General features: G+C 51.9%; 32 protein-coding genes. 14 read left to right on the forward strand and 18 right to left on the reverse strand.

The window, feature by feature from the left end; translation table 11 throughout:
* The first annotated feature begins 68 nt into the window (after nt 1–68).
* The 12 genes from WMO44_RS09460 (at nt 69) to WMO44_RS09515 (ending at nt 6600) form a co-directional block, all read left to right on the forward strand.
* On the forward strand, nt 69–344 hold the full coding sequence (locus WMO44_RS09460) for a hypothetical protein (RefSeq protein ID WP_349152422.1): 276 nt from the start codon (nt 69–71) through the stop codon (nt 342–344).
* Nucleotides 325–984: a hypothetical protein gene (locus WMO44_RS09465; RefSeq protein ID WP_349152423.1), complete on the forward strand. Its 660-nt coding sequence runs from the start codon at nt 325–327 to the stop codon at nt 982–984. The genes WMO44_RS09460 and WMO44_RS09465 overlap by 20 nt, the downstream gene beginning before the upstream one ends.
* Before the next feature lie 2 nt (nt 985–986).
* The gene (locus tag WMO44_RS09470; protein WP_349152424.1) at nt 987–1550 is read left to right on the forward strand and encodes a hypothetical protein; all 564 of its coding nucleotides are present in this window, start codon (nt 987–989) and stop codon (nt 1548–1550) included.
* Entirely contained in the window at nt 1538–2377 is an 840-nt protein-coding gene (locus tag WMO44_RS09475; protein WP_349152425.1) for a hypothetical protein, read from the forward strand. The genes WMO44_RS09470 and WMO44_RS09475 overlap by 13 nt, the downstream gene beginning before the upstream one ends.
* The gene (locus WMO44_RS09480) at nt 2374–2793 is read left to right on the forward strand and encodes a DUF551 domain-containing protein (protein ID WP_349152426.1); all 420 of its coding nucleotides are present in this window, start codon (nt 2374–2376) and stop codon (nt 2791–2793) included. Before WMO44_RS09475 ends, WMO44_RS09480 begins: the two co-directional genes overlap by 4 nt.
* Nucleotides 2790–2966, forward strand: a complete 177-nt coding sequence (locus WMO44_RS09485) for a hypothetical protein (protein WP_349152427.1) — start codon at nt 2790–2792, stop codon at nt 2964–2966. The genes WMO44_RS09480 and WMO44_RS09485 overlap by 4 nt, the downstream gene beginning before the upstream one ends.
* Complete coding sequence (locus WMO44_RS09490) at nt 2963–3178, forward strand: hypothetical protein (protein WP_349152428.1); 216 nt, start codon at nt 2963–2965, stop codon at nt 3176–3178. Before WMO44_RS09485 ends, WMO44_RS09490 begins: the two co-directional genes overlap by 4 nt.
* 415 nt (nt 3179–3593) lie before the next feature.
* Nucleotides 3594–4421 (forward strand): rolling circle replication-associated protein, encoded by an 828-nt coding sequence (locus WMO44_RS09495; RefSeq protein WP_349152429.1) that lies wholly within the window; start codon nt 3594–3596, stop codon nt 4419–4421.
* Complete coding sequence (locus tag WMO44_RS09500) at nt 4418–5002, forward strand: DUF1064 domain-containing protein (RefSeq protein ID WP_349152430.1); 585 nt, start codon at nt 4418–4420, stop codon at nt 5000–5002. The genes WMO44_RS09495 and WMO44_RS09500 overlap by 4 nt, the downstream gene beginning before the upstream one ends.
* Nucleotides 4963–5580, forward strand: a complete 618-nt coding sequence (locus WMO44_RS09505) for a hypothetical protein (protein WP_349152431.1) — start codon at nt 4963–4965, stop codon at nt 5578–5580. Before WMO44_RS09500 ends, WMO44_RS09505 begins: the two co-directional genes overlap by 40 nt.
* Nucleotides 5581–5626: 46 nt before the next feature.
* A complete protein-coding gene (locus WMO44_RS09510) occupies nt 5627–6127 on the forward strand; it encodes a hypothetical protein (protein WP_147322197.1) in 501 nt (166 codons plus the stop codon).
* Nucleotides 6128–6285: 158 nt separating this feature from the next.
* Nucleotides 6286–6600: a hypothetical protein gene (locus WMO44_RS09515; protein WP_349152432.1), complete on the forward strand. Its 315-nt coding sequence runs from the start codon at nt 6286–6288 to the stop codon at nt 6598–6600.
* Between the two features lie 281 nt (nt 6601–6881).
* On the opposite strand, the gene WMO44_RS09520 is transcribed toward WMO44_RS09515, so the two are convergent.
* The 11 genes from WMO44_RS09520 to WMO44_RS09570 all read right to left on the reverse strand — a co-directional run bounded on the left by WMO44_RS09520 (nt 6882) and on the right by WMO44_RS09570 (nt 13894).
* Nucleotides 6882–7268 carry a hypothetical protein gene (locus WMO44_RS09520; protein WP_349152433.1) on the reverse strand — a complete coding sequence of 129 codons (387 nt, stop codon included), beginning with the start codon at nt 7266–7268 and terminating at the stop codon, nt 6882–6884.
* Between the two features lie 186 nt (nt 7269–7454).
* A complete protein-coding gene (locus WMO44_RS09525) occupies nt 7455–8333 on the reverse strand; it encodes an SWIM zinc finger family protein (protein ID WP_349152434.1) in 879 nt (292 codons plus the stop codon).
* Nucleotides 8334–8463: 130 nt separating this feature from the next.
* Nucleotides 8464–8682, reverse strand: a complete 219-nt coding sequence (locus tag WMO44_RS09530) for a hypothetical protein (protein WP_349152435.1) — start codon at nt 8680–8682, stop codon at nt 8464–8466.
* Nucleotides 8683–8787: 105 nt separating this feature from the next.
* Nucleotides 8788–10413 (reverse strand): DUF4942 domain-containing protein, encoded by a 1626-nt coding sequence (locus tag WMO44_RS09535; protein WP_349152436.1) that lies wholly within the window; start codon nt 10411–10413, stop codon nt 8788–8790.
* A 105-nt stretch (nt 10414–10518) separates the two neighbouring features.
* Nucleotides 10519–11109 carry a hypothetical protein gene (locus WMO44_RS09540; RefSeq protein WP_349152437.1) on the reverse strand — a complete coding sequence of 197 codons (591 nt, stop codon included), beginning with the start codon at nt 11107–11109 and terminating at the stop codon, nt 10519–10521.
* Between the two features lie 116 nt (nt 11110–11225).
* A complete protein-coding gene (locus WMO44_RS09545; RefSeq protein ID WP_349152438.1) occupies nt 11226–11405 on the reverse strand; it encodes a hypothetical protein in 180 nt (59 codons plus the stop codon).
* A 124-nt stretch (nt 11406–11529) separates the two neighbouring features.
* Complete coding sequence (locus WMO44_RS09550) at nt 11530–12450, reverse strand: hypothetical protein (protein ID WP_349152439.1); 921 nt, start codon at nt 12448–12450, stop codon at nt 11530–11532.
* A 113-nt stretch (nt 12451–12563) separates the two neighbouring features.
* On the reverse strand, nt 12564–12773 hold the full coding sequence (locus WMO44_RS09555) for a hypothetical protein (RefSeq protein WP_349152440.1): 210 nt from the start codon (nt 12771–12773) through the stop codon (nt 12564–12566).
* Between the two features lie 14 nt (nt 12774–12787).
* Nucleotides 12788–12940 (reverse strand): hypothetical protein, encoded by a 153-nt coding sequence (locus WMO44_RS09560; protein WP_349152441.1) that lies wholly within the window; start codon nt 12938–12940, stop codon nt 12788–12790.
* A gap of 19 nt (nt 12941–12959) precedes the next feature.
* Nucleotides 12960–13313: a hypothetical protein gene (locus tag WMO44_RS09565; protein WP_349152442.1), complete on the reverse strand. Its 354-nt coding sequence runs from the start codon at nt 13311–13313 to the stop codon at nt 12960–12962.
* A 371-nt stretch (nt 13314–13684) separates the two neighbouring features.
* Entirely contained in the window at nt 13685–13894 is a 210-nt protein-coding gene (locus WMO44_RS09570; RefSeq protein WP_349152443.1) for a hypothetical protein, read from the reverse strand.
* A 196-nt stretch (nt 13895–14090) separates the two neighbouring features.
* Between WMO44_RS09570 and WMO44_RS09575 the strand changes: the two genes are divergently transcribed.
* A complete protein-coding gene (locus tag WMO44_RS09575) occupies nt 14091–14312 on the forward strand; it encodes a hypothetical protein (protein ID WP_117504327.1) in 222 nt (73 codons plus the stop codon).
* 698 nt (nt 14313–15010) lie between these two features.
* Here WMO44_RS09575 and WMO44_RS09580 read toward each other — a convergent pair.
* The 3 genes from WMO44_RS09580 to WMO44_RS09590 form a co-directional block, all read right to left on the reverse strand.
* The gene (locus WMO44_RS09580; RefSeq protein WP_349152444.1) at nt 15011–15226 is read right to left on the reverse strand and encodes a hypothetical protein; all 216 of its coding nucleotides are present in this window, start codon (nt 15224–15226) and stop codon (nt 15011–15013) included.
* Nucleotides 15227–15252: 26 nt separating this feature from the next.
* Nucleotides 15253–16203, reverse strand: coding sequence for a hypothetical protein (locus tag WMO44_RS09585; protein WP_349152445.1), 951 nt, complete (start codon nt 16201–16203; stop codon nt 15253–15255).
* A gap of 123 nt (nt 16204–16326) precedes the next feature.
* Nucleotides 16327–17334 (reverse strand): hypothetical protein, encoded by a 1008-nt coding sequence (locus tag WMO44_RS09590; RefSeq protein WP_349152446.1) that lies wholly within the window; start codon nt 17332–17334, stop codon nt 16327–16329.
* 243 nt (nt 17335–17577) lie between these two features.
* Here WMO44_RS09590 and WMO44_RS09595 point away from each other — a divergent pair, with 243 nt between their 5' ends.
* Nucleotides 17578–18057: a flavodoxin gene (locus WMO44_RS09595; protein ID WP_349152447.1), complete on the forward strand. Its 480-nt coding sequence runs from the start codon at nt 17578–17580 to the stop codon at nt 18055–18057.
* An 81-nt stretch (nt 18058–18138) separates the two neighbouring features.
* On the opposite strand, the gene WMO44_RS09600 is transcribed toward WMO44_RS09595, so the two are convergent.
* The 4 genes from WMO44_RS09600 to WMO44_RS09615 all read right to left on the reverse strand — a co-directional run.
* The gene (locus WMO44_RS09600) at nt 18139–18915 is read right to left on the reverse strand and encodes a hypothetical protein (RefSeq protein ID WP_349152448.1); all 777 of its coding nucleotides are present in this window, start codon (nt 18913–18915) and stop codon (nt 18139–18141) included.
* Nucleotides 18916–18963: 48 nt separating this feature from the next.
* Nucleotides 18964–19356: an SMU1112c/YaeR family gloxylase I-like metalloprotein gene (gene gloA2, locus WMO44_RS09605; RefSeq protein ID WP_349152449.1), complete on the reverse strand. Its 393-nt coding sequence runs from the start codon at nt 19354–19356 to the stop codon at nt 18964–18966.
* A gap of 20 nt (nt 19357–19376) precedes the next feature.
* Entirely contained in the window at nt 19377–19688 is a 312-nt protein-coding gene (locus WMO44_RS09610; RefSeq protein ID WP_349152450.1) for a hypothetical protein, read from the reverse strand.
* A gap of 86 nt (nt 19689–19774) precedes the next feature.
* Nucleotides 19775–20650 (reverse strand): recombinase family protein (locus tag WMO44_RS09615; protein ID WP_349152451.1); only part of this gene is annotated, 876 nt, incomplete at its 5' end.

Below are 20650 nucleotides of genomic sequence, written 5' to 3' on the forward strand. Positions count from 1 at the left end.
ACGCTGTGAAGAATGATGTGAAGCGGCTGGTCAAAATTGAACTGGCTGCAGCGAACAGGAAGTTTCGGATGTTTGCAAGTAACCACGAGGGCGTGGCTGTGATCCAGGAAGAAGCCGTGGAAGCTGCACGGGAAATGGATGGGCTGCATCGGGAACTGAACGCAATGTGGATGGGCGTTTACTCCAACGATCCGCAGATCTCCACGAAGGGCGTGTATGACCGGGCGGTTGCCCTGGCCGTGGAGGCTATTCAGGTAGCGGCAATGGCGCGAAAGTTTGAGCGTAGCCAGCGCCGGAACTGGCCGGGAGCGAAGGAGCCGCACTATGACGAAGAAGAAAAGTGATGCACCGGCAGAGGTCGAAACCATTACGCTGACCATGAGCCGCCCAGTGGCGGAGGCTGTGCAGACTGCCTGCGAGTGGTACTTGCGGCTGCACATGGGGCAGTTCTGGGATCTGGCAGACGATTTGTGCTTTGCAAAATTCTACTCGGACGCGGAAAACAATGCGTTTCAGAGCGAGGAACAGCGTAAAAACGCTTTTAATGTTGCAATAGACCGCAGAAATACCATGCTGCTAGAAATGGAACGGCTGTATAGCAGATACGTTCTCCCGGCCCCGACCTCAGACGTAATGAAGGCGCCGTACCGGGCAGAACAGGTATGGCTTGTTATTCGCCACGCCCTGGCATGGCATGACAAGCCGGAGGGCGACCAATGGAATGTGTGCTTTGATAAGCCGCTGAACCGCAGCGACCAGCCGCAGCCCAAAATTGAATTGAATCCGGTTCGACCTAAAGGCTACAATGAACTGATTGAAGTTGGAGATCTGGTTTATTCAAAAATATTAAAGACAACGGGAACGGTAATTCGTGGCAACCGGGATGAAAATGTTGTTGCTGATTTTGACATGAGAAACGGATCACTCAAAAGATATGCGTGTGAACCGAGTGATGTTGTTCTCATTGAAAGAAAAAGTAGTTAGCCATGAAGTACAAAACGGATGAAGTCCGGCTTCAGCAGAACGAAGAAAGCAGAAAACGCTATCACTGGTACAAAGACCACCACATTTGCGTGAAATGCGGACAGGCGGAAGCAGTCCCGAACAGAACAAAATGCGACGTCTGTCTTGAAAAAGATAGAAACCTCCATCGCGAGAACTGGAATAACGTCCGGGACGTTCGGAACATCTATGCGAAAAACCGGAGAGTTAGAAACAAGAACAAGGGAATGTGCGCCAAGTGCGGGGCAAAACCGCTTTGGGGGAACAGCACTTCTATGTGCTACGACTGCATGATTGTCCAGAGAAACGCCACAAGAAGGTGGAGGGAACCAAGAGAACTCAAATGGCGGGAAGCTGGACTTTGCGTTAGGTGCGGCGGAGAAAGAAAACCGGGCTTTATGGTCTGCAGAAAGTGCTATGACATTCTCTACAAGCAGCTTGACTACGCAAGAACCTGTATCAGTGAGGAAACGATACTCCGAAAAAAAGAATGGGTTTCGCTCCATTATTTCAACAAGCCGTTGAGGTACAGAGAATGCAGACCTTGATTGATTTCGCAGACAAATACCTTTGTCACGTTTTGCCGACCTTGCTAAAAGACCGCACAACGGGGCGAAACATCATCTGGGCGACAGATCCGACACCGGAAAACTGGTGCTGCTTTTCGGACGAGATCACGCTGAAGCAGGTGGAAAGCGCCGGGATAGTCCCAAGAGTTCTGAAAAGAATCGAAAGCCAGAAAGAACGAACCAGAAAGAAAGCAGAGGTTTTTACTCCAACGTGGGCCTGCAAAAAGATGGTAGACCTTGCGGAAAAAGACCTCGATGTAGACAACTGGGAAAACTTCATCAGCAAGACCTGCCTGGAAGTGACCTGTGGAGAAGCACCCTTTCTTGTGAGCAGGTATAACACTGTAACGGGAGAACCAATTCCGGTGCCGGATCGTATTGGCCTGCTTGACCGGAAACTAAGAGCGATTTCCCAAAATATCCGAAAGTACCCAGATGGGAGAAGCGGCGCCAAACGGATGGAACGGACGTATAACCGGTACAAATGCGGATACGGTGCGCTATATTTCGGCGAGGCACTGAAAGCATTTTCAAGTACATACGGGTATGAGTGGCAAGGCGACAATCTGCTTTTGGCAAGGGCGAATTTGCTGCTGACCTATTGCGAACACTGGCGGCAGTATTTCAAAAGAGAACCAATCAAAGCACACGTTGAAATCATCGCAGAGATTGTTTCGTGGAACGTCTGGCAGATGGACGGGCTTAAAAAGACCGTGCCGGGGACAGATATTCCGTGCAAAATCTATGACTGGAAGAAAAACGAGGAAGTTTTGTTCAAAGACATTGGAAAGGAGAACGACGAATGAAGCAGCGGATGATAAATTCGATTGACTTTGCGTTACAGCTGCGCACCATGAAAAGCTGCTTGCTAGGGGCGCCTGGATGCGGGAAAGACCGGGCGAAGATAGTCGAGATGGTAGAGAAAATGCTCTCTGTCGCTCCGACAGTCGAACCGGAAAGCAATCTGTGGTGGCGGGATGTGAAGGTGGAACTTCCACCAAGGCATCACACGCCTTGTCCGCGCGGAAACAACCCGGAGTATGCAGAAGTGAGTGATACGGTCTGGCTTTACTACGAGGATGGGAACCAGACGGAGGGCACGCTGGAAGGCAATTCGTGGTTTGACGATCTGGGGCGCTGCGTTTCGGAGAATCCGGCGGGATGCAGAGTTTCACACTGGATGCCGCTGCCGGAACCACCGAAAGGGACTGACGAGAAATGAAATACAAAGCGGAAGTTGTAGCCTACGAATCTTACGGGGAGGTTTGCCTGGGAGAGTTTGAAGTCGAGGCGGACAACGAGGAAGAGGCTGACACGGTAGCACGCCGCGCAGCCAAGAAGCTACACCAAAACCTTGAAGATTTCGAGGTTATGAAGTTGGAGAAAGTGCAATGAGACAGAACGGAGCAATGTTTATCTGCAACCGTTGCCGGGAGCAGGTATTTGCAGAACGGTTCGATGATGGTCGGTTTGACCAGAAGGCACTGGATGGGTGGGCGCTTGAAACAAGGGACTTCTTTGGAGTTGGTGACTTGTGCCCGAAGTGCTTCAAGGTGTACCGCGAAACGATGGAACGTTTTTATACGGGAGGCAAACGTGGAGCCTGAAAACACCTGCTGCACCTGCTATTACCATGACGCTAAAAGCTGGTTCTGCTATAACGGCCTGTCACCGAAAGGAACGGAGAACACAGACCCAGAGGATACCTGCGAGTCTTACGAAAAGAGAAGCGAGTGCGAAAGCTAACAGCCTGAAAATAGCAAGCCCGTCGTAAAATTGCCGCCCTGACGAGGCGGCAAGGGGCTTGTATGTGTAACTTAATCTAGCGACCACGGAAGAACACGCCGGGGAAAGCGGGGGTCAAGGGGGAGAAAACGAGGGCGGGTCTGTAGGGCTTGACGGAATGGGAAACTTAGAAAGACCTGCCCGGCGTTGTATCCCCCTTGTCCTGCGAAGCCGTGGTGTGTTTGGTCCACAGAAAAGAAAATCCCAGTAGAACTTTGCGGAAGGAGGAAGTGAACGGTGCGGGCATGGTACATTCGGGAGCAGAAACACATTCTCGGAACATCCGATTATGCAGAAGTGGATCTCTTTGAAACAACAGACAAGGAACACACCGCGAGCACCCGCCGCAAAAGAGAGCTGGCGACCTCCATTGCGCAGCAGAAGTATAACGACATGATAGCAAGGCGGTATTTCTGCCAGCTGGCCTATACGAATTTCGGGGAAAGCGACTGGGCAGTCACGTTTACATACGACCACGACCACCAGCCGGCGCCCGGAGATTTTGACCAGGTAGACCGGGACTGGACGAATTTTACCCGCCGCTTGAAGCGCTTCTGCAAAAAGACGGGGCGGGAAGCATCCAAGTGGATGCAGGTTGCAGAGTACAGCGTGGTGGACGAGGACGGGAAAGTTACCGGCAGACACCACCATCATGTGATCCTGCAAGGCAATCTGACATGGCAGGAGATCAAGGACTTGTGGCGGGACAGCACCGGGCGGCCGATGGGGCTTGTGAAAGTTGAGCCTATCGACCTGACCTGTTCCAGCTTTGAGCGCCTGACGACCTACATGACGAAAGCTCGCGCCCGTATCCGGCGCTGGCGGCAGAGCCAAGGGCTGCAAAAGCCGAAAACCCCGCGCCCGAATGATACCAGATGGAGCCGCAAGCGCTTTGACGAAGCATTTGCCCTGCCGGATGACCGTGAATACTGGGAGAAAAAATACCCCGGTTATACCCTGCGCGAGTGCGAACAGCACATCACGGGGAACAACACCAAGCACCTGATCGTGAAATTGAAAAAGAAGCCGGACACCCGGCGGAAGAACAGGAGGAACCAGCCATGAGCGCCAGACTGGAACTGGACGACCTGCCGCCGCGCTACCGTGCGCAGGCAGAGGCTCAGATAGCGGCAAGACAACGGGGAAAGTGCACCCATGCGCAGCCAATGGCGGAGGCTGCAAGCGCTGCCGGGCGGTTGAGCAAAACTTTTGATTCCTACGGAGAGTATGTGTATTACATCGGCACCGTCTTGCCCGGCATTCAGTCCGGGAAAATCGTGTCAGCAGAACCGCACCCGAAGTGGACACTGCTGCCGGAGGAAGAATACTGCGCGGTGAAACTCCCGGCGGCGCATTATACGGCGGACTATAAGCTCACCTATGCAGACGGACGGGTGGATGTGGTCGAGATCAAGTCGAAGTTTACCCGAAAAGCACAGCGGGATTATATCTATCGCCGCAGGCTTTTTATCGACCTCATAGCCAAACCGAAAGGCTGGGGCTTTGTCGAGATCATCACACCAGACACAAAAGCAGAAACGAAAGAGTGGAAGCGCCTGGCTGAACAGGCGGGAAAGGAACAATCATGGGAAAAAGCAGAGCAAGGATGCCAGCATTCTACCGGCAGAGCATCCAGAACGCGGTGAACCAGCAGATCAACATCAGCAAGTCGAAGCGCCGAACCATGCTGAACCGTGAAGCAATCGGACAGGTTGTTTCGTACTGCACCATTGCAGCGGCGCATGATCTCTGGGACTGGGGCGAGAAAGAATCCACTATCCTGACCCTGAAAATGAACAATGCTGCATCCAGGTACATTCTGGATCTCGACAAGTATGGCACCCCGGAAGCCCGGAAGCGGCTGAGAGAGCGCACCGCTCACCTGATGCCGGAAGAGTTCTGGCTCTCGGCGGGTGATCTGGTAGGCTCTGAAAAAAAGTTACGCATTCTGGCGGAGCGCCGCGATGCCGCAAAAATGATTATCCGCTTTATGGCGGAATCGCTGGAAGAAATGGGATACACCCCTGAACAGATCGAGGCTGTGAAGAAAGAAGCCAAGGCGAACTATGCCCAATTCCTTGAATGGAGCAAGGACGGAGAAGAGGTGGCCTATGACCGTCTGCGCCGCGTCATTGAGGACATCTACGGCGTAGGTGCCATGGTGGAGCGCGTGGAGGGAGAAGATCCCATTTTCGGCAAACCCCTTTTCAAGAAAGATTTTTGAATTTCGGGAGGATTGAACAGTGAGGGTACACGAGGCGGAGGCAATTTTGAAATATTACGCAGACATCCCGCAGCGGATTGAGATCATCCGCCGCCAGTGTGCCGCGCTGAACGATGAAATAGACCCTATGCGGGGCATGGGTGCAGATGGGATGCCGCACGGCGGATCTCACGGAGATAGTACCGCAATGATGGCGTGCAAAATGGAAGAACTGGGCATTGGTGAACGGCTGCGCCAGCTGGAACAGCAGCGGGCGGTTTTGCTGGGAGATCAGCGTATCATCCAGGGACAAATGAACAGGCTGGACAGTGGCCACAATATGATTTTGACCGAGTTCTACATCAGCCACAAAAAATGGCATGAAGTGAAGCAGAAAGTTCCGTACAGTGTGCAGCACTTGAAGTACCTGCGGAACGTGGCTCTTGCACAGCTGGGCAGCGGTCTGGAACGGCTCCCGGAGTGCGGCGCTTTATTATCGCGTGCGTTAAACGTGCGCGAGGAACGCTGCCGGGCGGATGCCTGGGCGGAGGGCGATATTATCTTATAGGCAAGGCGGCCTGTGGAACCTCATGCACAGGCGCTTCCGCAAAATCGTGTCCACCATCCGCAGAAAAACAAACACGACTACCCCAAAAATCCGAAAACAGGCATAGAAATAACCCGGCGGGCAGTTGACCTACCGGGTTTCGTACAAAGGAGACTGAAATGGGAATCAGGATTGAATTGAAAAACTACATTGAGAAAATCATCAAGGAAAGAGCGGCCAGAAAGTGGACAAGAAGAAAGGCCGTGAAAGTTCCAGATGGTTTGCCACACATGATTGCTTTGGATGATCGCACTGACGATGAACTGACGGATGAACTGCGCTACAAGTGGAGTTTTTGCCCGATAGTCACCAAGGAAAAAGAGGGATACGTTTCTATGTTTGTCCCCGGCGGAAATGTAATTCGATTCAAGGATAAGGAAGCAGCGCGGCTGGTCTTTGATGCCATCATGCAATCATTCGATGGTGGAGTATGACAAAGGAACTTCAACGGTTTCTGCGCCTTTTAGAGGTATCTTCCCGTGATGCTTATAGGCGATATACTGACGAACAACATAGTCCAGCTGTTCAAACGAAAGCTGATGCTGGACAATAACGTGCAATGCGTAACCGACAATTCGAATAAGATGTTCAAGCCGCCCCTCTTTGTTCAAGACAAAACGGGCAGTTCCACGACGTTTTTCCTACATAACAGAATCCTTTCAACACTTTAAGCCCGTCAGGTCATCGACCCGGCGGGCTTTTCATTTTTTGTGATTTACTTTTCGTGCGGCTGGTCATCCGGCGGAGCGTTGCGCTTGATGATGATCTGCGCCTCGTTGGGATCACGGCCTTCCTCTACGTTGGCCTGGGCAATATGTTCAGCCAGACCTACCGGCAGACCGTTTTCGTCCAGCGGCCCAGTGTAGCCGTCGTAGTCCACGATGTTGATGCAGGGCGGTGGCGGGACGGTCTTGTAATACCTGCCGTCCTCATAGTTTACATCCGTGACGTGATCCCACCAGGTAATGTCACCGTGTTCATCCTGGGCGGCTTCTGCGGCGGATTTTGCTTGCTCTTCGGTGAAACCATCGAAAGTAAGGCGGGCACCGTCACTGAAAGCAGCAACCATTCGCCACGGTGCAAAAAATTCTTCGTGTTCCATGCAAAACCTCATTTCGTGAGAGAAAATGTATCAAAAAAGCGGGTTTTCGTGATTGAATTAAACTTCTTGAAGCCGGAAAGATGAATTTCGTGGTTAAAAAGCTGCTTTTCGTGGCTAAGACCGGATTTTTGCAGATAAATTGCAAATTTCGTGGTCAAAAAGTAAGATTTCGTGAAGTAAGATTCTTTACTCCGGGATGTAACCATTCAGGCAGCGATTGAAACCGCGTTTCGTGAGGGCATCGGTAACTCTGTCCTCTGGGAAGTAGTAAGTGGACCCGTCTGCCGCGGGCACAGCCCCGGCGGGATACTCTGCGCCGGTATACCAGTCTGTTTCCGTGTCGTACTTGCGGTGCAGGTACTTGTAAACGTCGCGCTGGGCTTTGTCGAACACCTCAACGAAAGAGAAGGACGCACAAGGCGGCAGCTCTTTTGCCAGCATGGGCGCGTTCTGCGCCAGCCATGCAGCCATTACAGTTTTAGCTGCATTTCGTTTCGGCTTGCCTTCCCGGTGCACCAGATCCAGCAGCTGCACAACAAGGGGTTTGGGCAGATCGTTCAGCACTTCTTCCAGCGGGTAAGGGTTTTCGTGCAGGAGCGGCGAGGTGCGCAGTTCCGGCACAAGATCGAGTTCGTGGCAGGTGATGGGCTTCTGCCGGTCATCTACGCGCTCGCTGGTGTAGCGCAGCATTTCCTTGATCTCGTTCTGCGCTGCATCGGAAAGCTGCTCCACCAGGTCGAGGCAGTCTGCAAAACTAAGCTGCGCTTCGTTCCGTTCGCCGGTGCTGCGGCCGGTCTTATAGGCTGCGTCAATGATACCCAGTTCCATAGCCAGACGGAAAACGTGCTTGCAGGGCTTTTTCCGGCGCACAAAGTCGTTGCAGGTGCAGCTTGCAAGGCTGGTCTGGTACGGATCTTTGCCGGACCCGTAGAAAACACCGGTTTCGTGTTCCTTGTCAATGCTGATGGGACTGGTCTTGCTCTGCTGGGCGCTGGCAAGGCGCTTCTCTTCGTCCGCGTCTGCTGCGTGCTCTGTCCATGGGCCAAATGCAGGGATCATAGTCATAAGTGGGAACCTCCTCGTCAAATTTCGTTACATCAATGATAGATTAAAACGCAAATAAAAGCAATAAAAATACAAGAAGATTTCGTGACGGAATACGAGAATAACCCCGGCGGGCTGCCGGGGCTGGCTGTCAGAACGGCAGACCGGTATAGTTGCGCATGGAAATGGCATCGGCGGCGGGCACCAGCATATTGAGCAGCTGCCGATATAAAGCCGGGTTTGCCGCACGCTGGGCGCGGAAGTCCTCCAAAAACTGCGCCTGTGCTGCCAGATCGGCCAAGTTTTCGTCATCCACGTTGTAGCATTGGCATTGATCCGGCCCGGCGGAGTATATCCAACATCGAACCATGAAAATACCTCCTTTCTGTTTCGTGATGTTCCCGACGTAAATGTCGGGAAGATGGGGCGGGGTTGCTTTGCCCGGTGCAGCCCTGCCAAAATATCCGGCTTCGTGTTAAGCGTTCAGCTGTAAAAACGTGCTCTGCGTGGGGATCAGGTGCCGGGTGAGGGTGTCGGTGTAGCTGGCCTCCCCCTCGTAGCTGTCAACCACCCGGCGGTCTGCGGCGGCCATATCGTGATAGCTCTTTTTGCCGTAGGTGGGCGGCAACCAGCCTTTGCGCTGTCCGGCGTAGAGGTTGAAGGACTTCAAAACGTCCGTGTTCGTAAACTCGATGTGGCAGGTGCCTTTCTTGTAAAACGTGGCGGTGAAATAGTGCAGCTGGATCTTCTGGGTCTGACCGCTCTTTTCGGCGGCATCCAGCACGGCGCGGAGTTCGTCCCCATTGTAGGGCTTGCCGTTCGTGTCCAGAAAGTGCAGCACCCGCTCGATCTGGGCAACATGGCCTGTTGCATTGTACCGGGGGCAGAAACGCCCATCGTATGTATCAAAGGCGTTGCAGCGGAAAATGACCTTGCGGTTGATCTTGTACGCGGAGTTCGTGCACCAGCCGTTGTAATAATGCACGTTCTTGCTGTACTCGTCGTTATAATGCAGGTTCGTCCAGTCATCGAACAGCTTTATAATTTCGTGGTCGATGCTGGAAAGAAGATTTCGTGAAATTTCTTCCCGGACGGTCAGAATGTTGTACGCGCTGAAGTCGTAGCCTTCAAGCTCTTTGATTCGCTTCTGATAATCCTGCTGCATTTCGTAGGTCATCGCATCGAACAGCTGCGGCATTTCAAACAGCTGTTTCCAGTACATCCCGCGCAGTTCCCGGATAGCGTCGTTATAAGATTTCGTGAAAGCCATCACGGGGTTTTCTTTCTTACCAGCGCCGGCAGAGGAAAACAACGACTTGATTCCGTTGTACTCTTCATAGATCCGGCGCACACCCTCTGCGGCGGCGTTGTACCGCTCAATGGCTGCCGTGATGGGGTCGGAAGATACCAGGGCGGCAAACTCCGGGTTTTCTTTCAAGCGCTCTGCGGTTTCGTTTTTCAGATCCAGCCGGATCCGGCTCACCGGCTCCCGGTCGGGAATGTCCACCGACACAAGCGCAACCTCCACGCGGGCGGCGCGGCGGGCGTTCTTGAAAGCGTCCGGGTAATACTTCACTGTTGCGTGCAGCGCTTCCAGCCGTGCGGCCAGCTCTTTCCGTTCGTTGGTGCAGGGGTTGCGCAGGGTTTCGGCGTTGAGCAGACAGCGCACCTTGCCGCCGTCCTGCATGACATCCAGCGCTTTGAGCAGGTGCGCGGCACCGGCGGAGAAAGGCGGATTCATGACGATTGCGGCGTATTTCGTGGTGGGGCGGAAGGTCAGAAAGTTGTCATGCACCACCCGAAAACCGTCTTTCTTCAGCACGGCGCGGAAGTCGCTGGAAAGCTCGATGCAGTCAAGCTCTGCGCTTCGTGCTTTTTCCTTGTCGTAGTAGTCAACCTCGCCGGTCTTGTGGTCGTGGTGGACGTTGAACGCCAGAGCGTGGACCTGACGCGCAAGCGCTCCATCACCGGCGGACGGTTCAAGGATGGGTTTCGGGTAGGTGGTGAACCCGGATTTTACTTCCCGCAGGGAGAAAACCATATCAAAGGCCAGGCTGTCCGGCGTGGGGTAGAAGTCCAGGGAATCGTTTGGGGTGGTCATCGTGTAAACCTCTTTTCGTGTTTCGTGATATGCCCGGCGGAATGCTGGGCGGTGGGGCGGGGCCGCTTTATCCGGTGCGGACCCTGCCAGGGCATCCGGTGCAGGTCATGCAAACAGGCGGTTGCATACCTGCTGTATTTCGTCGTTCGCCTTCATCGGGGCAATGAGCACGGCCACGGCGGCGCGTTTTGGGTCTGCGGTGTCAGTTGCCAGGATGGGCGCAAGCGGGTTGTTGCTGCCGTGGTAAACAAATTCGTGATGATCCACAAAAGCGTCATACTCCGAATCTATCATGATGGGCCGGGATCCATCGCGGAACATTCGGAACGTGCCCCAGATCTTGCCCTTCATTTCGACTTCCTGCAAAAGTGAAGTGCGCTTGACCTCTTCTTTGCAGTCGCTCAACTTCTGGAACATCTGCGCGGCAGTCAGCTGGTGCGGATCGTTGACCACAAACCCGTCATCGCTGGAAACGATGGTCACACCATCGGCGGGGGCTGCCTGCATGGTCACGGGCTGGATCACTTCCGGGTAAAGGACGGCGGGCAGCTTGAACGCTGCATAGCCGGTGAAGATGTACACGCTGCCGCCCTGGCAGGTGATCCGCACGGCGTTGCGGTTCTTGGCTTGGCCTTTCAGATAGGCGGTGATCTTCTTCACGTTCAGGCCGGCGGGGGTGATGGATGCTCTTTTCATATTGCAAAAACTCCTTTTCGTGTTTCGTTCTGGTTTTCGTGCCCGGCGCTCTGCCGGTGCGGTGGGGCTGGGCTGCTTTGTGCCGGTGCAGCCCTGCCAGAGCATCCGGGGGCGGATCAGGCGGTGAGCAGGTAGCCGCGGCGGGCGCAGATGAGGCGGAGGCGGGCGGCGGTGATCTGCTGTTGCACCTCTGCGGGGTGGCCGGTGCACTCTGCCTTGCGGCGCAGCGCCTGAAGGGTCCACTGCTGGCGCAAAACCTCGTTGATCTGGTCGATGACGCTGCTAAACTTCTTCATGGTTCAAACTTCCTTTCGTGTTTCGTTTTGTGGCGATCCTCCCGGCGGGGTGCCGGTGGGAAGTGGGGCAGGGTTGCTTTGCCCGGTGCAGCCCTGCTAAAGTTTCCGGTTTCGTGGTGGTGGATCATGCCAGCAGCCCGGCGGCGATGCTCTCAAAGTCCAGCTGTTTCACCGGCGCTTCATCCAGCACGGCCACGGCGGCGGGGGCGCTCTTGGCGTCCTCTACGGCCTTCCGGGTCTTGCGCCAGGCGTCCAGCGCGGCGGCCTGCGCCTTGCGGTCCGTTTCGGGCACGGCGATAAACGCGGCCTTTGCCTTGCGCTCTGCCTGCTGTGCGGTGCGGAGTGCATCCGGGGCGGGCTGTGCGCTCTTCTGCGGGGCGCTCTTCGTGGCGGCGGGTTTCTTTGCACTCTTCGGTGCGGCGGGCTTGCTGGCCTTCTTTGCGGCCTTCTTGGCGGGCAGCGGGTCAACGTGGACCAGCTCCGGCAGTTCGTGCTGCTCTTCGGTGATGATCGGGGCGGCGCTGGCGGCCTGCTCTGCGGCGGCCTTGGCGGCTTTGCGCTGATCCGCCAGCATCTTGTTATAGGCGCGGATCTCGTCCAGGCTCTTAAAGCGTCCGGCAGGTGCGGGGCGGCTTGCTTCCACCTGGCCGATGTGGAACAGGTGCGCAGGGGCCTTGTAATAGTTCCCGTTGTCGTCCTGCTCTTCGGCTGCCTTGGTCAGCGCGTCCGGCTCCTTGCCGCTGCTGCGGGTCTTGCGGGGGCGGGTGTCCAGCTTCCAAAGCCGGGTATCAATCGCGGCCTTCTCGCCGGTCTTGACGCTCTTGCCGCGCTCCTTCCATTCGTGGAACGTGTGGAACAGGCCAGCAAGCAGCAGCTTTTCCAGCTCTTCGCCCTGCTGCTCTTCGGGCACGTCCTGGAAGTGAATCTCTTTGCCCTTGGCGGCGATCTGCTCCGGGGTGTAGGCCAGCGCCAGGATAGCGCGGCGCTGTTCCGGGGTGTGATACTTCGCGTTGACTTCGCTGTAAATGATCTCGTTGTTAGTCATGTGTAACGCTCCTTTGCTTGTTGTGTTGGTGTTCGTGATGATCTCCCGGCGGCTGCCGGGGTAGTGGGGCGGGGTCGCTTTGCGGTGCGGCCCTGCTAAGGTGTCCGGGGCGTTCAGCCCAAAAGAGCGGCGGCATCCTGCCAGGTGGGGAAGGCGTAGAACGTGCGGCGTTCGTCGTTGGTGTTCTCGTTGGTGATCTGGGCGGCGATCCGCTGCCCGGTGCGGGGGTCCCATCCTTCCAGCCGATACCCGGCGGCCTGCAGGCGCTGGGCTGCGGCGTTCTCCTTGCGGTTCCGTTCGCGGATCTGTACAAGTGTCATCATGGTGCAGGCTCCTTTCAGTGGGTCAAGTTCGGGTTATAGATGGCGGTCACTTCATGGCACTGGTTCCGGCAGGTGCTGACACCTGCGAACGGGCACCCGGCGCAGTCGTCGCTTTCGCGCTCCTGCTGGTTCAAAACCTGATCTTCACGGCTGGCGGCTGTTGTCATGTTCTGCGCTCCTTTCGGTTCAATCTTCCACGCTCTCGCAGTCGTGGCAGTAAAGTGCATCAATAACGCGATCATCGGCGTAGTTGTCCGGGGTGCCGTTGGCATCAACTACCAGCTGCACCCGGTCGAAGATGTGCAGATCGGTTTCGGCGTCCACCAGAAAATACCAGTCGTCCCCGTCCAGTGCATCAGTGCACCAGACTTCAACCGCGCCGTCATCGGTGGCGGTCATGCCCTGCACAATGGCCGGGGCGATGTAGCGGCCCAGGGGGCCGGGGGTGTAGGGGCAGGCGGCTGCCGCTTTCGGTGCGGTGCCTGCCAGCAGGGCGGCCACCAGCGCGGCGGCGGTGGTGATCTTCTTTGCAAGTTTCATGTTCTTTGCTCCTTTGCTTTTTCAGTTTCACCCGGCGGGCTGCCGGGGCAGTGGGGCGGGGCCGCTTTGTTTGAGCGGTGCAGCCCTGCCGGGGCATCCGCTTGACTTTACCGCCTGACGGTGGTAAAATCATTGCAAGATTGGTGGATCAAATCCCATCTTGCTAGGCTGTCAACCGTTTGCCCGGTTGGCGGCCTTTTTCTTTTGCCACTCTGCCAGATAGGCGGCCCAGATGGCACGCTTCAGGGCGGCGGGCAGTTTGAAAAATTCAATGCTCATGGTTCCGATCTCCTTTCTTTAGATTTGCCCTTGCGGGCTGGGGCTGGGTTGCTTTTCATCGGTGCAGCCCTGCGAAAGTGTCCGGCGGCGGTTTAGAAACCCTGTTCTTTCATCTGGCGGAGAATGTTCTGGTAGATTGCTTCCCACATCTTGACATTCCGCACGGCGGATTCATGTGCAGCCTTGCCCGCTTTTTCATCGCGGGCTTTCTCTGCCCAGTCGCAGACCACGAAACCGACACTTGCCAGAACGGTTCTCATATCCTCAGTGTCAAGGGTGATCGTCATTTTTTCAACGTCCATAATGTAACCTCTTTTCTCTTTGCTTGGTTTCCTTTGCTGTGATTGCATTGTACCATGCAATGAAAGAACTGTCAAGCATTGTACCATGCAATCTACTATTTGCACAAAAAACATTGTACCATGCCGTCAAAATTGCACATGGTACAATGCCGCAAAATATGGTATAATGGCTCTGAACAGAAAAGAGGTGAAGAGAATGCCCATCAATGAAAAGAAAAAAATAACGAATAACCGATATTTAGCAAAGTGCGCACAAATCAACTTGAAACCGCCAAAAGCAGAGGCGGAAAAAATAAAGGCGGCAGCAGCGCAGGCCGGGGAAAGCGTACAAGGCTATATTTTGACCGCCACACGGGAGCGAATGGCCCGCGACGGCTTCCAGCCGCCCGCAGCAGATGACCCCGGCGACAGCGAATAAAACCAGATCGGACAAACGCAAAAGGCAGGACAGGCCACACGGCCCGCCCTGCCTTTTGTGCGTTCTGCGCCTGCTGGATGATCTGGAACGGCTCCGGCTGCACCCGTGGCGCTGGAACGTCTGCGGCTGGAACTGTGCAGCCGCCACCGGTGCCCGGCATGGATCCGGCGCACACTGGGCAGCAGCGCCGCCCCGATGACCGCGGATCACACCCGGCCCGCCGCCCTGGGAGATCGGCGCCGCCCCGATGACCACGCGGCCCACCTTGCAGCACAGCGCCCCGCCGCAACACCGCCGCACCTGCTCCGGCCTGTCCTGCCAGATGACCCCGGCCCCGGCGCTGCCTTGCTACCATATAGGATAGACAGCCGCCCCGGTGACGGCGTGCCCTGGGAGATCGGCGCGGCCCCGATGACCACGCGGCCCACCTTGCAGCACGACAGCCCCGCCGCCCTGCTGCACCTGCACCGGCCTGCCCGATGACCGACGCCCCGGCCTACCTTGCTACTATATAGGATAGACAGCGCAGCCCACCGCCACCAATGACAGCCCACACCGCCCGATGTCAAGTCTTGGACAACTTTTTTCACAAATAAATTTGAAAAAGGCGCAAAAAAATAAGTCCCACAAGGCTTTCAATCGGTTTTGTGAACCAATTGAGCCTTGTAGGGCTTATCTGCTTCTATATAGTATTTGTCTTATACTGCCTGCAACGGCGTGTCGTCTATTACTCTCTTGAACTGCTCTACGCTCATATTAGCATTCTCGGCAGCCTGCTCGATTGTAATGCGGCCTTTTCTCACCTGCTTCACAAGCATCCTGAGTTCGCCTCGTTCTTCGCTCTCGTTTATCATTTCCTCAACAGCTTTGCACACATCAATCGCCTCCGCGTCCTCTGGAATATCCCGTATCATAATCACTTTAACACACTGCAATAAAGTTATTCATTCATACCATGCTTTTGATAAATCCAAACAAGAATGTCCGTAGTCATTCTAATCATCATTAGTGCATCCTCGTTCTTAGCTACTTCTACTGTTCCCTCTAATCGATGCGTTCCGTAGTCCGACAACATGGAATATATGCTGTATATAGCCTTTGTTTTTTTATAAGACCCCTCTAAATTTTCTTCAAAAAAATCTGCTATATCTCTTTTTCCCATCGCCTCAATCTCATTTTTTATTGAAGTCATCTCGGAAGCATCTGCAGACTGCGTTCCCGTGAAGTCGCCAGTTAATGTTGCCATGCCGAGCATCCATTTTGCTTTTTGAAATGGGACTCCTTTATATTTAGAAAATATTCCCGTCAACGCCGTTCTGCATGATTCAATTGCAGCCCCTAGGTCTCCAGAAGAAAACGAATTCAATGCACTCTCATAGGCTTCATATACATCCTGATATTTGCTTTTTAGCCACCGCTCCATTCCAAAAGATTGAATGATCTGATTTCCTTCATTCAAATATGGTTCAACTTGAAACTTAGAAGAATATTCATCGACTTCCATTGAAACGATTTGTAAACCCATCAGGTTGTATAATTGGCGCAACTTATTAAAATCAGCTGCAAAACGTGCTTCATCGGACAAAATAGTTCCCGGAATGTAATTTCCCAATTCCGTCAATAACGAAATGATTTCATCTCCTTTCCTCTCATTCAATAGATCTTCAAATATTGAATTCAATCCAACAAAAATTCTATATGATTCAACAGGATTCTGAAATCTCCCATTATACCAGTACGGTTCAAGATACTCTCTGTACTTATCGTAGTATGCTCCCAACCCCACGCATTTCAAAATCATCTCCATTTGACCTGTTTCCATTTTCACAAATGGGGGTTTATCATATACTGCACTTATTTTAGCTAAAATAATTTCTTGGTCGTTGTTCATTCTATTTTCCTCACAATACTATTTATACGTGGTTATACATAAGCCCCACAAGGCTTCAATCAGTTGCAAACCAATTAATGCCTTGTAGGGCTAATATTTCTAATGCTCTATATAATTTCCGCTTTATACAGCCTGCAGCGGGGTATTTTCCATTACTTTCTTAAATTCTTCAACCGTCATTTCAGCATCTTCAGCAGCTTCTTCAACCGTCACGCGGCCTTTTCTCACCTGCTTAATCAGCATTCGCATTTCACCGATACCAATGCCTTCTTCTCTGCCTTCGGCCTTGACACCTTGACTAAGATTGCACATAATAAGCACCTCTCTTTCCAGTTCTTCGCTCATTGCAACGCCAAACTCTTCTTCGAGAATTTTCTTTTTCTCCGTAGCTGCTCTTGACGAAGAAAGCAGCACATCCAGAAACTTCAAAATGCCTGTATAGTTTTCTGTATCAGGTTTTCCCAGACAAATCGTTACCACGCTCATCAGATCATAATTTTCTGATTTCTCGGCAGCGTTTCCAATCAATTGTTCTGGTCGAATCGAATACCGCGTAAGCGTATTCTGAAATTCATCGGACGGTTTTGTACAAACCCATATAGAATACACTTTTCGGATTTTTCCATACTCAGACTTTTTGAATATCGGCCCGTGCTGTGCAGAAATCATTCTGCTGCAATAATAGATTGCACGTTTTGTCAGTGGGTATCCCGGATTAAAAGCAGTCTGCGCTTCCACATTGATAATAAGACGAATCACATCCTGCTGTGCTGCATCATTCGCTGCTGTCGGAGCAATCGCATCAAAGCGAACATCATAACGCACCGTTCCCTCAGTCAGCGTAGAATCCTCATTGTTGCTTCCAGTTATTACTTCAGGAACTTTCGGAGGTCTGTTTGTATCATCAACGTGAACGCCAACCGTGCCAACCTCTGGGGTTCCCTCAATATACTTTTCAGCAATTTCGTCTATGGAACATTCACTGTATTCATCTACGCAGCCCTTCATAATCTGCGCCAAAATCTGTTTGTTCGCCAGCAGCTTTTTGGCGGTCTTATCATAGTCCGAATCAAACTCTGTCTGAGTTATCGTGTGGGCAAGCTGATTTTCTACCGTGTTTTGCTTTTCCATCGGCATTCACTTCCTCGCAATAGATTCAACAAGAGCGTATAAGCTCTTATTGTACTTTCATCTTACCATAAATCGCTCCTCATATCAAGCTGTACAACTCCCTCAAAATCCTTAAATTTTTACGAACAGTTGTCCATAATATAACATTGTCGTTGATGTTATATCATGGGCAACCGCTTGATGCTGCTCCCCTACCGTGCTATACTTATCCTATACAAAATCATCAAGAGGGAGTGCATTGCCATGAACAAAAGACTTGTCGCCTATTTTTCTGCCAGCGGTGTTACCGCAAAAGTTGCTGAAAATCTGGCAGATGCCATCGGTGCAGACATTTTTGAGATTCAGCCGGAAGTTCCTTATACCAAGGCCGATCTAAACTGGATGGACAAGAAATCCCGCAGCACCATCGAAATGAGCAATCCGAACTCTCGCCCTGCCATCGCCACCAAACGCGATAACATGGACGAGTATGACACCATCTTTGTCGGTTTCCCTATCTGGTGGTATGTTGCTCCCACCATCATCAATACATTTCTGGAAAGCTACAATCTGAAAGGTAAAACGATTATTCCCTTTGCCACCTCCGGCGGCAGCGGCATGGGTAAGACCAATGAAAAACTTGCGCCGAGCTGCCCCGGTGCAAAGTTGCTGCATGGTAAGGTGTTCAACTCCTATTCCAGCAAAGCCGACCTGTCTGCATGGATAGAAACGCTGAGCCTGTAACTTTCACATTCCTGCGGAATGAAATGCCCGCCTGGTCGAGAAGATTTGCGAATCCTCTCCCCCAGACGGGCATTACTTTTATCATTCGGCCTTATTCCATAGTGAAAACCAGAGCACATCCATTATACTTCTGCTTAATTGTCTTATTTTCTCCTCTGAAACGGCTTTTTCTATATCACCATGTCCCAGTAGATTTCTATTGTAGGTAAGATCATCTTCTTTATACTTTCTTCTTGGCCTTCTCGTTAGTTGAAAGCCTATCTGTCTATCTTTATTGGCCGGATTATACACTTTTTTTATGTAATCAGTGACTTCCTTCTGTGTGTGTTCATTCGTTACTTGCCCTAAAAGAATTTCATATTGCATCAAATATCGAACAAAAATATCATCAATACGCATCGTGCTAAAAAGCAAAGGATAAACTTCGTCTGCTTTATCCTCTGGAACTTGTTTTTCATACATTTCCTTAAAATAATCAGCATTGCACTGTATTGCACACGAACATTCAGCAGAAATCACCAGTGTACTACTGAACTCATATTGAGCTTTCTTGCTATTGGGATTGAAAATCTGCAATATTCCCATAGAAAATTTAGACACATAGACATTCGGATTTCCATATAAGTTCACCAAAAAACGCTCAATTTTCCGTCTGATTGTCTGCTTTACTTGTTCGTCGATTACACTATCTTCTTTTAATAGTACTTTCAGCCCAGTAATTTCCAGTCCTTCTTGCTTTAATTCGATTTGTATTATTAAATCGTCTTTTACGCAAAATGATTTTTCTTCTTTTGCAACGATTCCACTTATTCCTTGAATTTTATATTCAATATAAGGGCATTTTTCAACATCAACCATTTTATAACTCCTACCCTATCACATAGCATCCTTACTATTTTGTATGATTTATTCGTGCAATTCCAAGGGCAATCCATCCGGGTCAAAGAAAAAAGTCATTTTCTTTTGGGTGTAACTATCCAATCGAATCGGTTCACATTCAATTCCCATCTGTGCAAGTTCTGCCACGGTAGTTTCCACATCATCTACCCGGAACGCCAGATGCCGCAGACCACAGGTTTCCGGCCTGTTTACACGCTTGGGCGGGTTCAGTTCTGCAAAAATCTCCAGTTCAATCGCATCGGCTCCATCACCGACACGCAAATCCAGTTTCCAGTCGTTCCGCTCCTTGCGGAAGTTTTCTCTCACAACTGCAAAGCCCAGCTTGTTCACATAAAAGTCTCTCGCTTTTTCGTAGTCAGAAACGATAATTGCCACATGATGAATCGCCACCAATTTCACTGTCTGTACGCCTCCCTATTTTATATGTACCATATCTGCCGAAGCATTACTGCCGCCAGTTCCAGAAGTACCACCACGCCGCCGACCACCTGCGGTATCATAAAAATCACAAATCCACCGATCAGCATTTGAAGTGCTTCCATCCCCTGCGACTGCTGCATGAGGTACGAAAGAATCGCCGTTGCCAATAGCACACTACCCAGCAAATAGAAAATCCATGCCGAACAATGATGCAGGAATACTACAAACCACTTTATCAGCCACACAGCAAGGATCAGTGGCAAGGTCATAATCACCAGCACCAATTTTAACAGCCATCGAATTGCTTTCATAATGTCCTCTTTCCGGCTGTTTTGTTGCCCATATTATAACATACTCTTTGATGTTACAACATGGGCAACGCAGCCTTTTTTGAAATTCAGTCTGTGTGTAGTGCTTTTACAGCATTCTGGATGCTCTGCTCATATTTGAACCGTACCACAATGCGCCCGCCATCATATACAAAGACATTTTCAATGAACGCCGACACCATACTTGCCGTAAGCCTAGTGCCATTCAAAAAGTTTTCTGCCTGCTCTGCCGCTGCGCGCACAGTTCCCGGCACAACGCTCTTAGTGGATTCTTCCGCTTTGGACTGTTCAATTTGCTCTTGCACCTCTGAAATTCGTCTATCACATTCCTGCTTTTTCTGCTTATAAGTATCCAGTGAGAGCGTTCCTGCTGCATATTCCTCATACATCCGCATTTTCTCTCCTTTTAGATTTTTTAGTTTCTGCTCCATCAGAGTTTTGCGGCGGCTTGCCTTTTTGTGAGCTTCCTTCAATCCCTGTTCTTCTTTTTGAATATCGCCATAGAGGGAATCCAGCAGGGAGAGTTCCTTTTTCAGTGCTTGAAGAACCGCATTTTCAATATCACTGACCTGAAAGACTTCGGATGTACACTGAGTTTGTCCCACAAGTTCCAGTCCTTCTCTGCACCAGAATGTTGGAACAGCCTGTTTGAAATTGTGCGCCATCACTCGCCTGCAATTTCCGCAGCGGACTTTTCCTTTCAGCGGGAAGTCCACGCCGCCCATCAGCACTTTATGGCTGTTGCTTTTTATGACAAGCTGCGCCTTTTCAAATTCTTCCCGGCTGACGATTGCTTCATGGGTTCCCTCTGTAATAAACTGCTGTCCTTTGGGGACTGTTCGGACAATGCTTTTGCCAGAAATCAGCGTTTTGGTTTTGCCCAAAACCATCGCCCCGGTGTACACATACGCCGTGAGGATTTTCCAAACGCGAGAACTGTCCCA

Source organism: Faecalibacterium tardum, assembly GCF_040096515.1.
In the GTDB taxonomy this organism is placed as follows: Bacteria; Bacillota; Clostridia; order Oscillospirales; family Ruminococcaceae; genus Faecalibacterium; species Faecalibacterium tardum.

What these genes read in the sequence shown, in the direction of transcription:
- WMO44_RS09525 (WP_349152434.1), bottom strand. Translation starts at nt 8,333, where the DNA reads ATGACTATGATCCCTGCATTTGGCCCATGGACAGAGCACGCAGCAGAC.
- WMO44_RS09460 (WP_349152422.1), top strand. Translation starts at nt 69, where the DNA reads ATGTTTGCAAGTAACCACGAGGGCGTGGCTGTGATCCAGGAAGAAGCC.
- WMO44_RS09530 (WP_349152435.1), bottom strand. Translation starts at nt 8,682, where the DNA reads ATGGTTCGATGTTGGATATACTCCGCCGGGCCGGATCAATGCCAATGC.
- WMO44_RS09505 (WP_349152431.1), top strand. Translation starts at nt 4,963, where the DNA reads ATGCCAGCATTCTACCGGCAGAGCATCCAGAACGCGGTGAACCAGCAG.
- WMO44_RS09520 (WP_349152433.1), bottom strand. Translation starts at nt 7,268, where the DNA reads ATGGAACACGAAGAATTTTTTGCACCGTGGCGAATGGTTGCTGCTTTC.
- WMO44_RS09550 (WP_349152439.1), bottom strand. Translation starts at nt 12,450, where the DNA reads ATGACTAACAACGAGATCATTTACAGCGAAGTCAACGCGAAGTATCAC.
- WMO44_RS09600 (WP_349152448.1), bottom strand. Translation starts at nt 18,915, where the DNA reads ATGGTTGATGTTGAAAAATGCCCTTATATTGAATATAAAATTCAAGGA.
- WMO44_RS09545 (WP_349152438.1), bottom strand. Translation starts at nt 11,405, where the DNA reads ATGAAGAAGTTTAGCAGCGTCATCGACCAGATCAACGAGGTTTTGCGC.
- WMO44_RS09585 (WP_349152445.1), bottom strand. Translation starts at nt 16,203, where the DNA reads ATGAACAACGACCAAGAAATTATTTTAGCTAAAATAAGTGCAGTATAT.
- WMO44_RS09535 (WP_349152436.1), bottom strand. Translation starts at nt 10,413, where the DNA reads ATGACCACCCCAAACGATTCCCTGGACTTCTACCCCACGCCGGACAGC.
- WMO44_RS09575 (WP_117504327.1), top strand. Translation starts at nt 14,091, where the DNA reads ATGCCCATCAATGAAAAGAAAAAAATAACGAATAACCGATATTTAGCA.
- WMO44_RS09540 (WP_349152437.1), bottom strand. Translation starts at nt 11,109, where the DNA reads ATGAAAAGAGCATCCATCACCCCCGCCGGCCTGAACGTGAAGAAGATC.
- WMO44_RS09465 (WP_349152423.1), top strand. Translation starts at nt 325, where the DNA reads ATGACGAAGAAGAAAAGTGATGCACCGGCAGAGGTCGAAACCATTACG.
- WMO44_RS09555 (WP_349152440.1), bottom strand. Translation starts at nt 12,773, where the DNA reads ATGATGACACTTGTACAGATCCGCGAACGGAACCGCAAGGAGAACGCC.
- WMO44_RS09480 (WP_349152426.1), top strand. Translation starts at nt 2,374, where the DNA reads ATGAAGCAGCGGATGATAAATTCGATTGACTTTGCGTTACAGCTGCGC.
- WMO44_RS09610 (WP_349152450.1), bottom strand. Translation starts at nt 19,688, where the DNA reads ATGAAAGCAATTCGATGGCTGTTAAAATTGGTGCTGGTGATTATGACC.
- WMO44_RS09580 (WP_349152444.1), bottom strand. Translation starts at nt 15,226, where the DNA reads ATGATACGGGATATTCCAGAGGACGCGGAGGCGATTGATGTGTGCAAA.
- WMO44_RS09475 (WP_349152425.1), top strand. Translation starts at nt 1,538, where the DNA reads ATGCAGACCTTGATTGATTTCGCAGACAAATACCTTTGTCACGTTTTG.
- WMO44_RS09570 (WP_349152443.1), bottom strand. Translation starts at nt 13,894, where the DNA reads ATGGACGTTGAAAAAATGACGATCACCCTTGACACTGAGGATATGAGA.
- WMO44_RS09490 (WP_349152428.1), top strand. Translation starts at nt 2,963, where the DNA reads ATGAGACAGAACGGAGCAATGTTTATCTGCAACCGTTGCCGGGAGCAG.
- WMO44_RS09560 (WP_349152441.1), bottom strand. Translation starts at nt 12,940, where the DNA reads ATGACAACAGCCGCCAGCCGTGAAGATCAGGTTTTGAACCAGCAGGAG.
- WMO44_RS09470 (WP_349152424.1), top strand. Translation starts at nt 987, where the DNA reads ATGAAGTACAAAACGGATGAAGTCCGGCTTCAGCAGAACGAAGAAAGC.
- WMO44_RS09500 (WP_349152430.1), top strand. Translation starts at nt 4,418, where the DNA reads ATGAGCGCCAGACTGGAACTGGACGACCTGCCGCCGCGCTACCGTGCG.
- WMO44_RS09485 (WP_349152427.1), top strand. Translation starts at nt 2,790, where the DNA reads ATGAAATACAAAGCGGAAGTTGTAGCCTACGAATCTTACGGGGAGGTT.
- WMO44_RS09590 (WP_349152446.1), bottom strand. Translation starts at nt 17,334, where the DNA reads ATGGAAAAGCAAAACACGGTAGAAAATCAGCTTGCCCACACGATAACT.
- WMO44_RS09565 (WP_349152442.1), bottom strand. Translation starts at nt 13,313, where the DNA reads ATGAAACTTGCAAAGAAGATCACCACCGCCGCCGCGCTGGTGGCCGCC.
- WMO44_RS09595 (WP_349152447.1), top strand. Translation starts at nt 17,578, where the DNA reads ATGAACAAAAGACTTGTCGCCTATTTTTCTGCCAGCGGTGTTACCGCA.
- WMO44_RS09515 (WP_349152432.1), top strand. Translation starts at nt 6,286, where the DNA reads ATGGGAATCAGGATTGAATTGAAAAACTACATTGAGAAAATCATCAAG.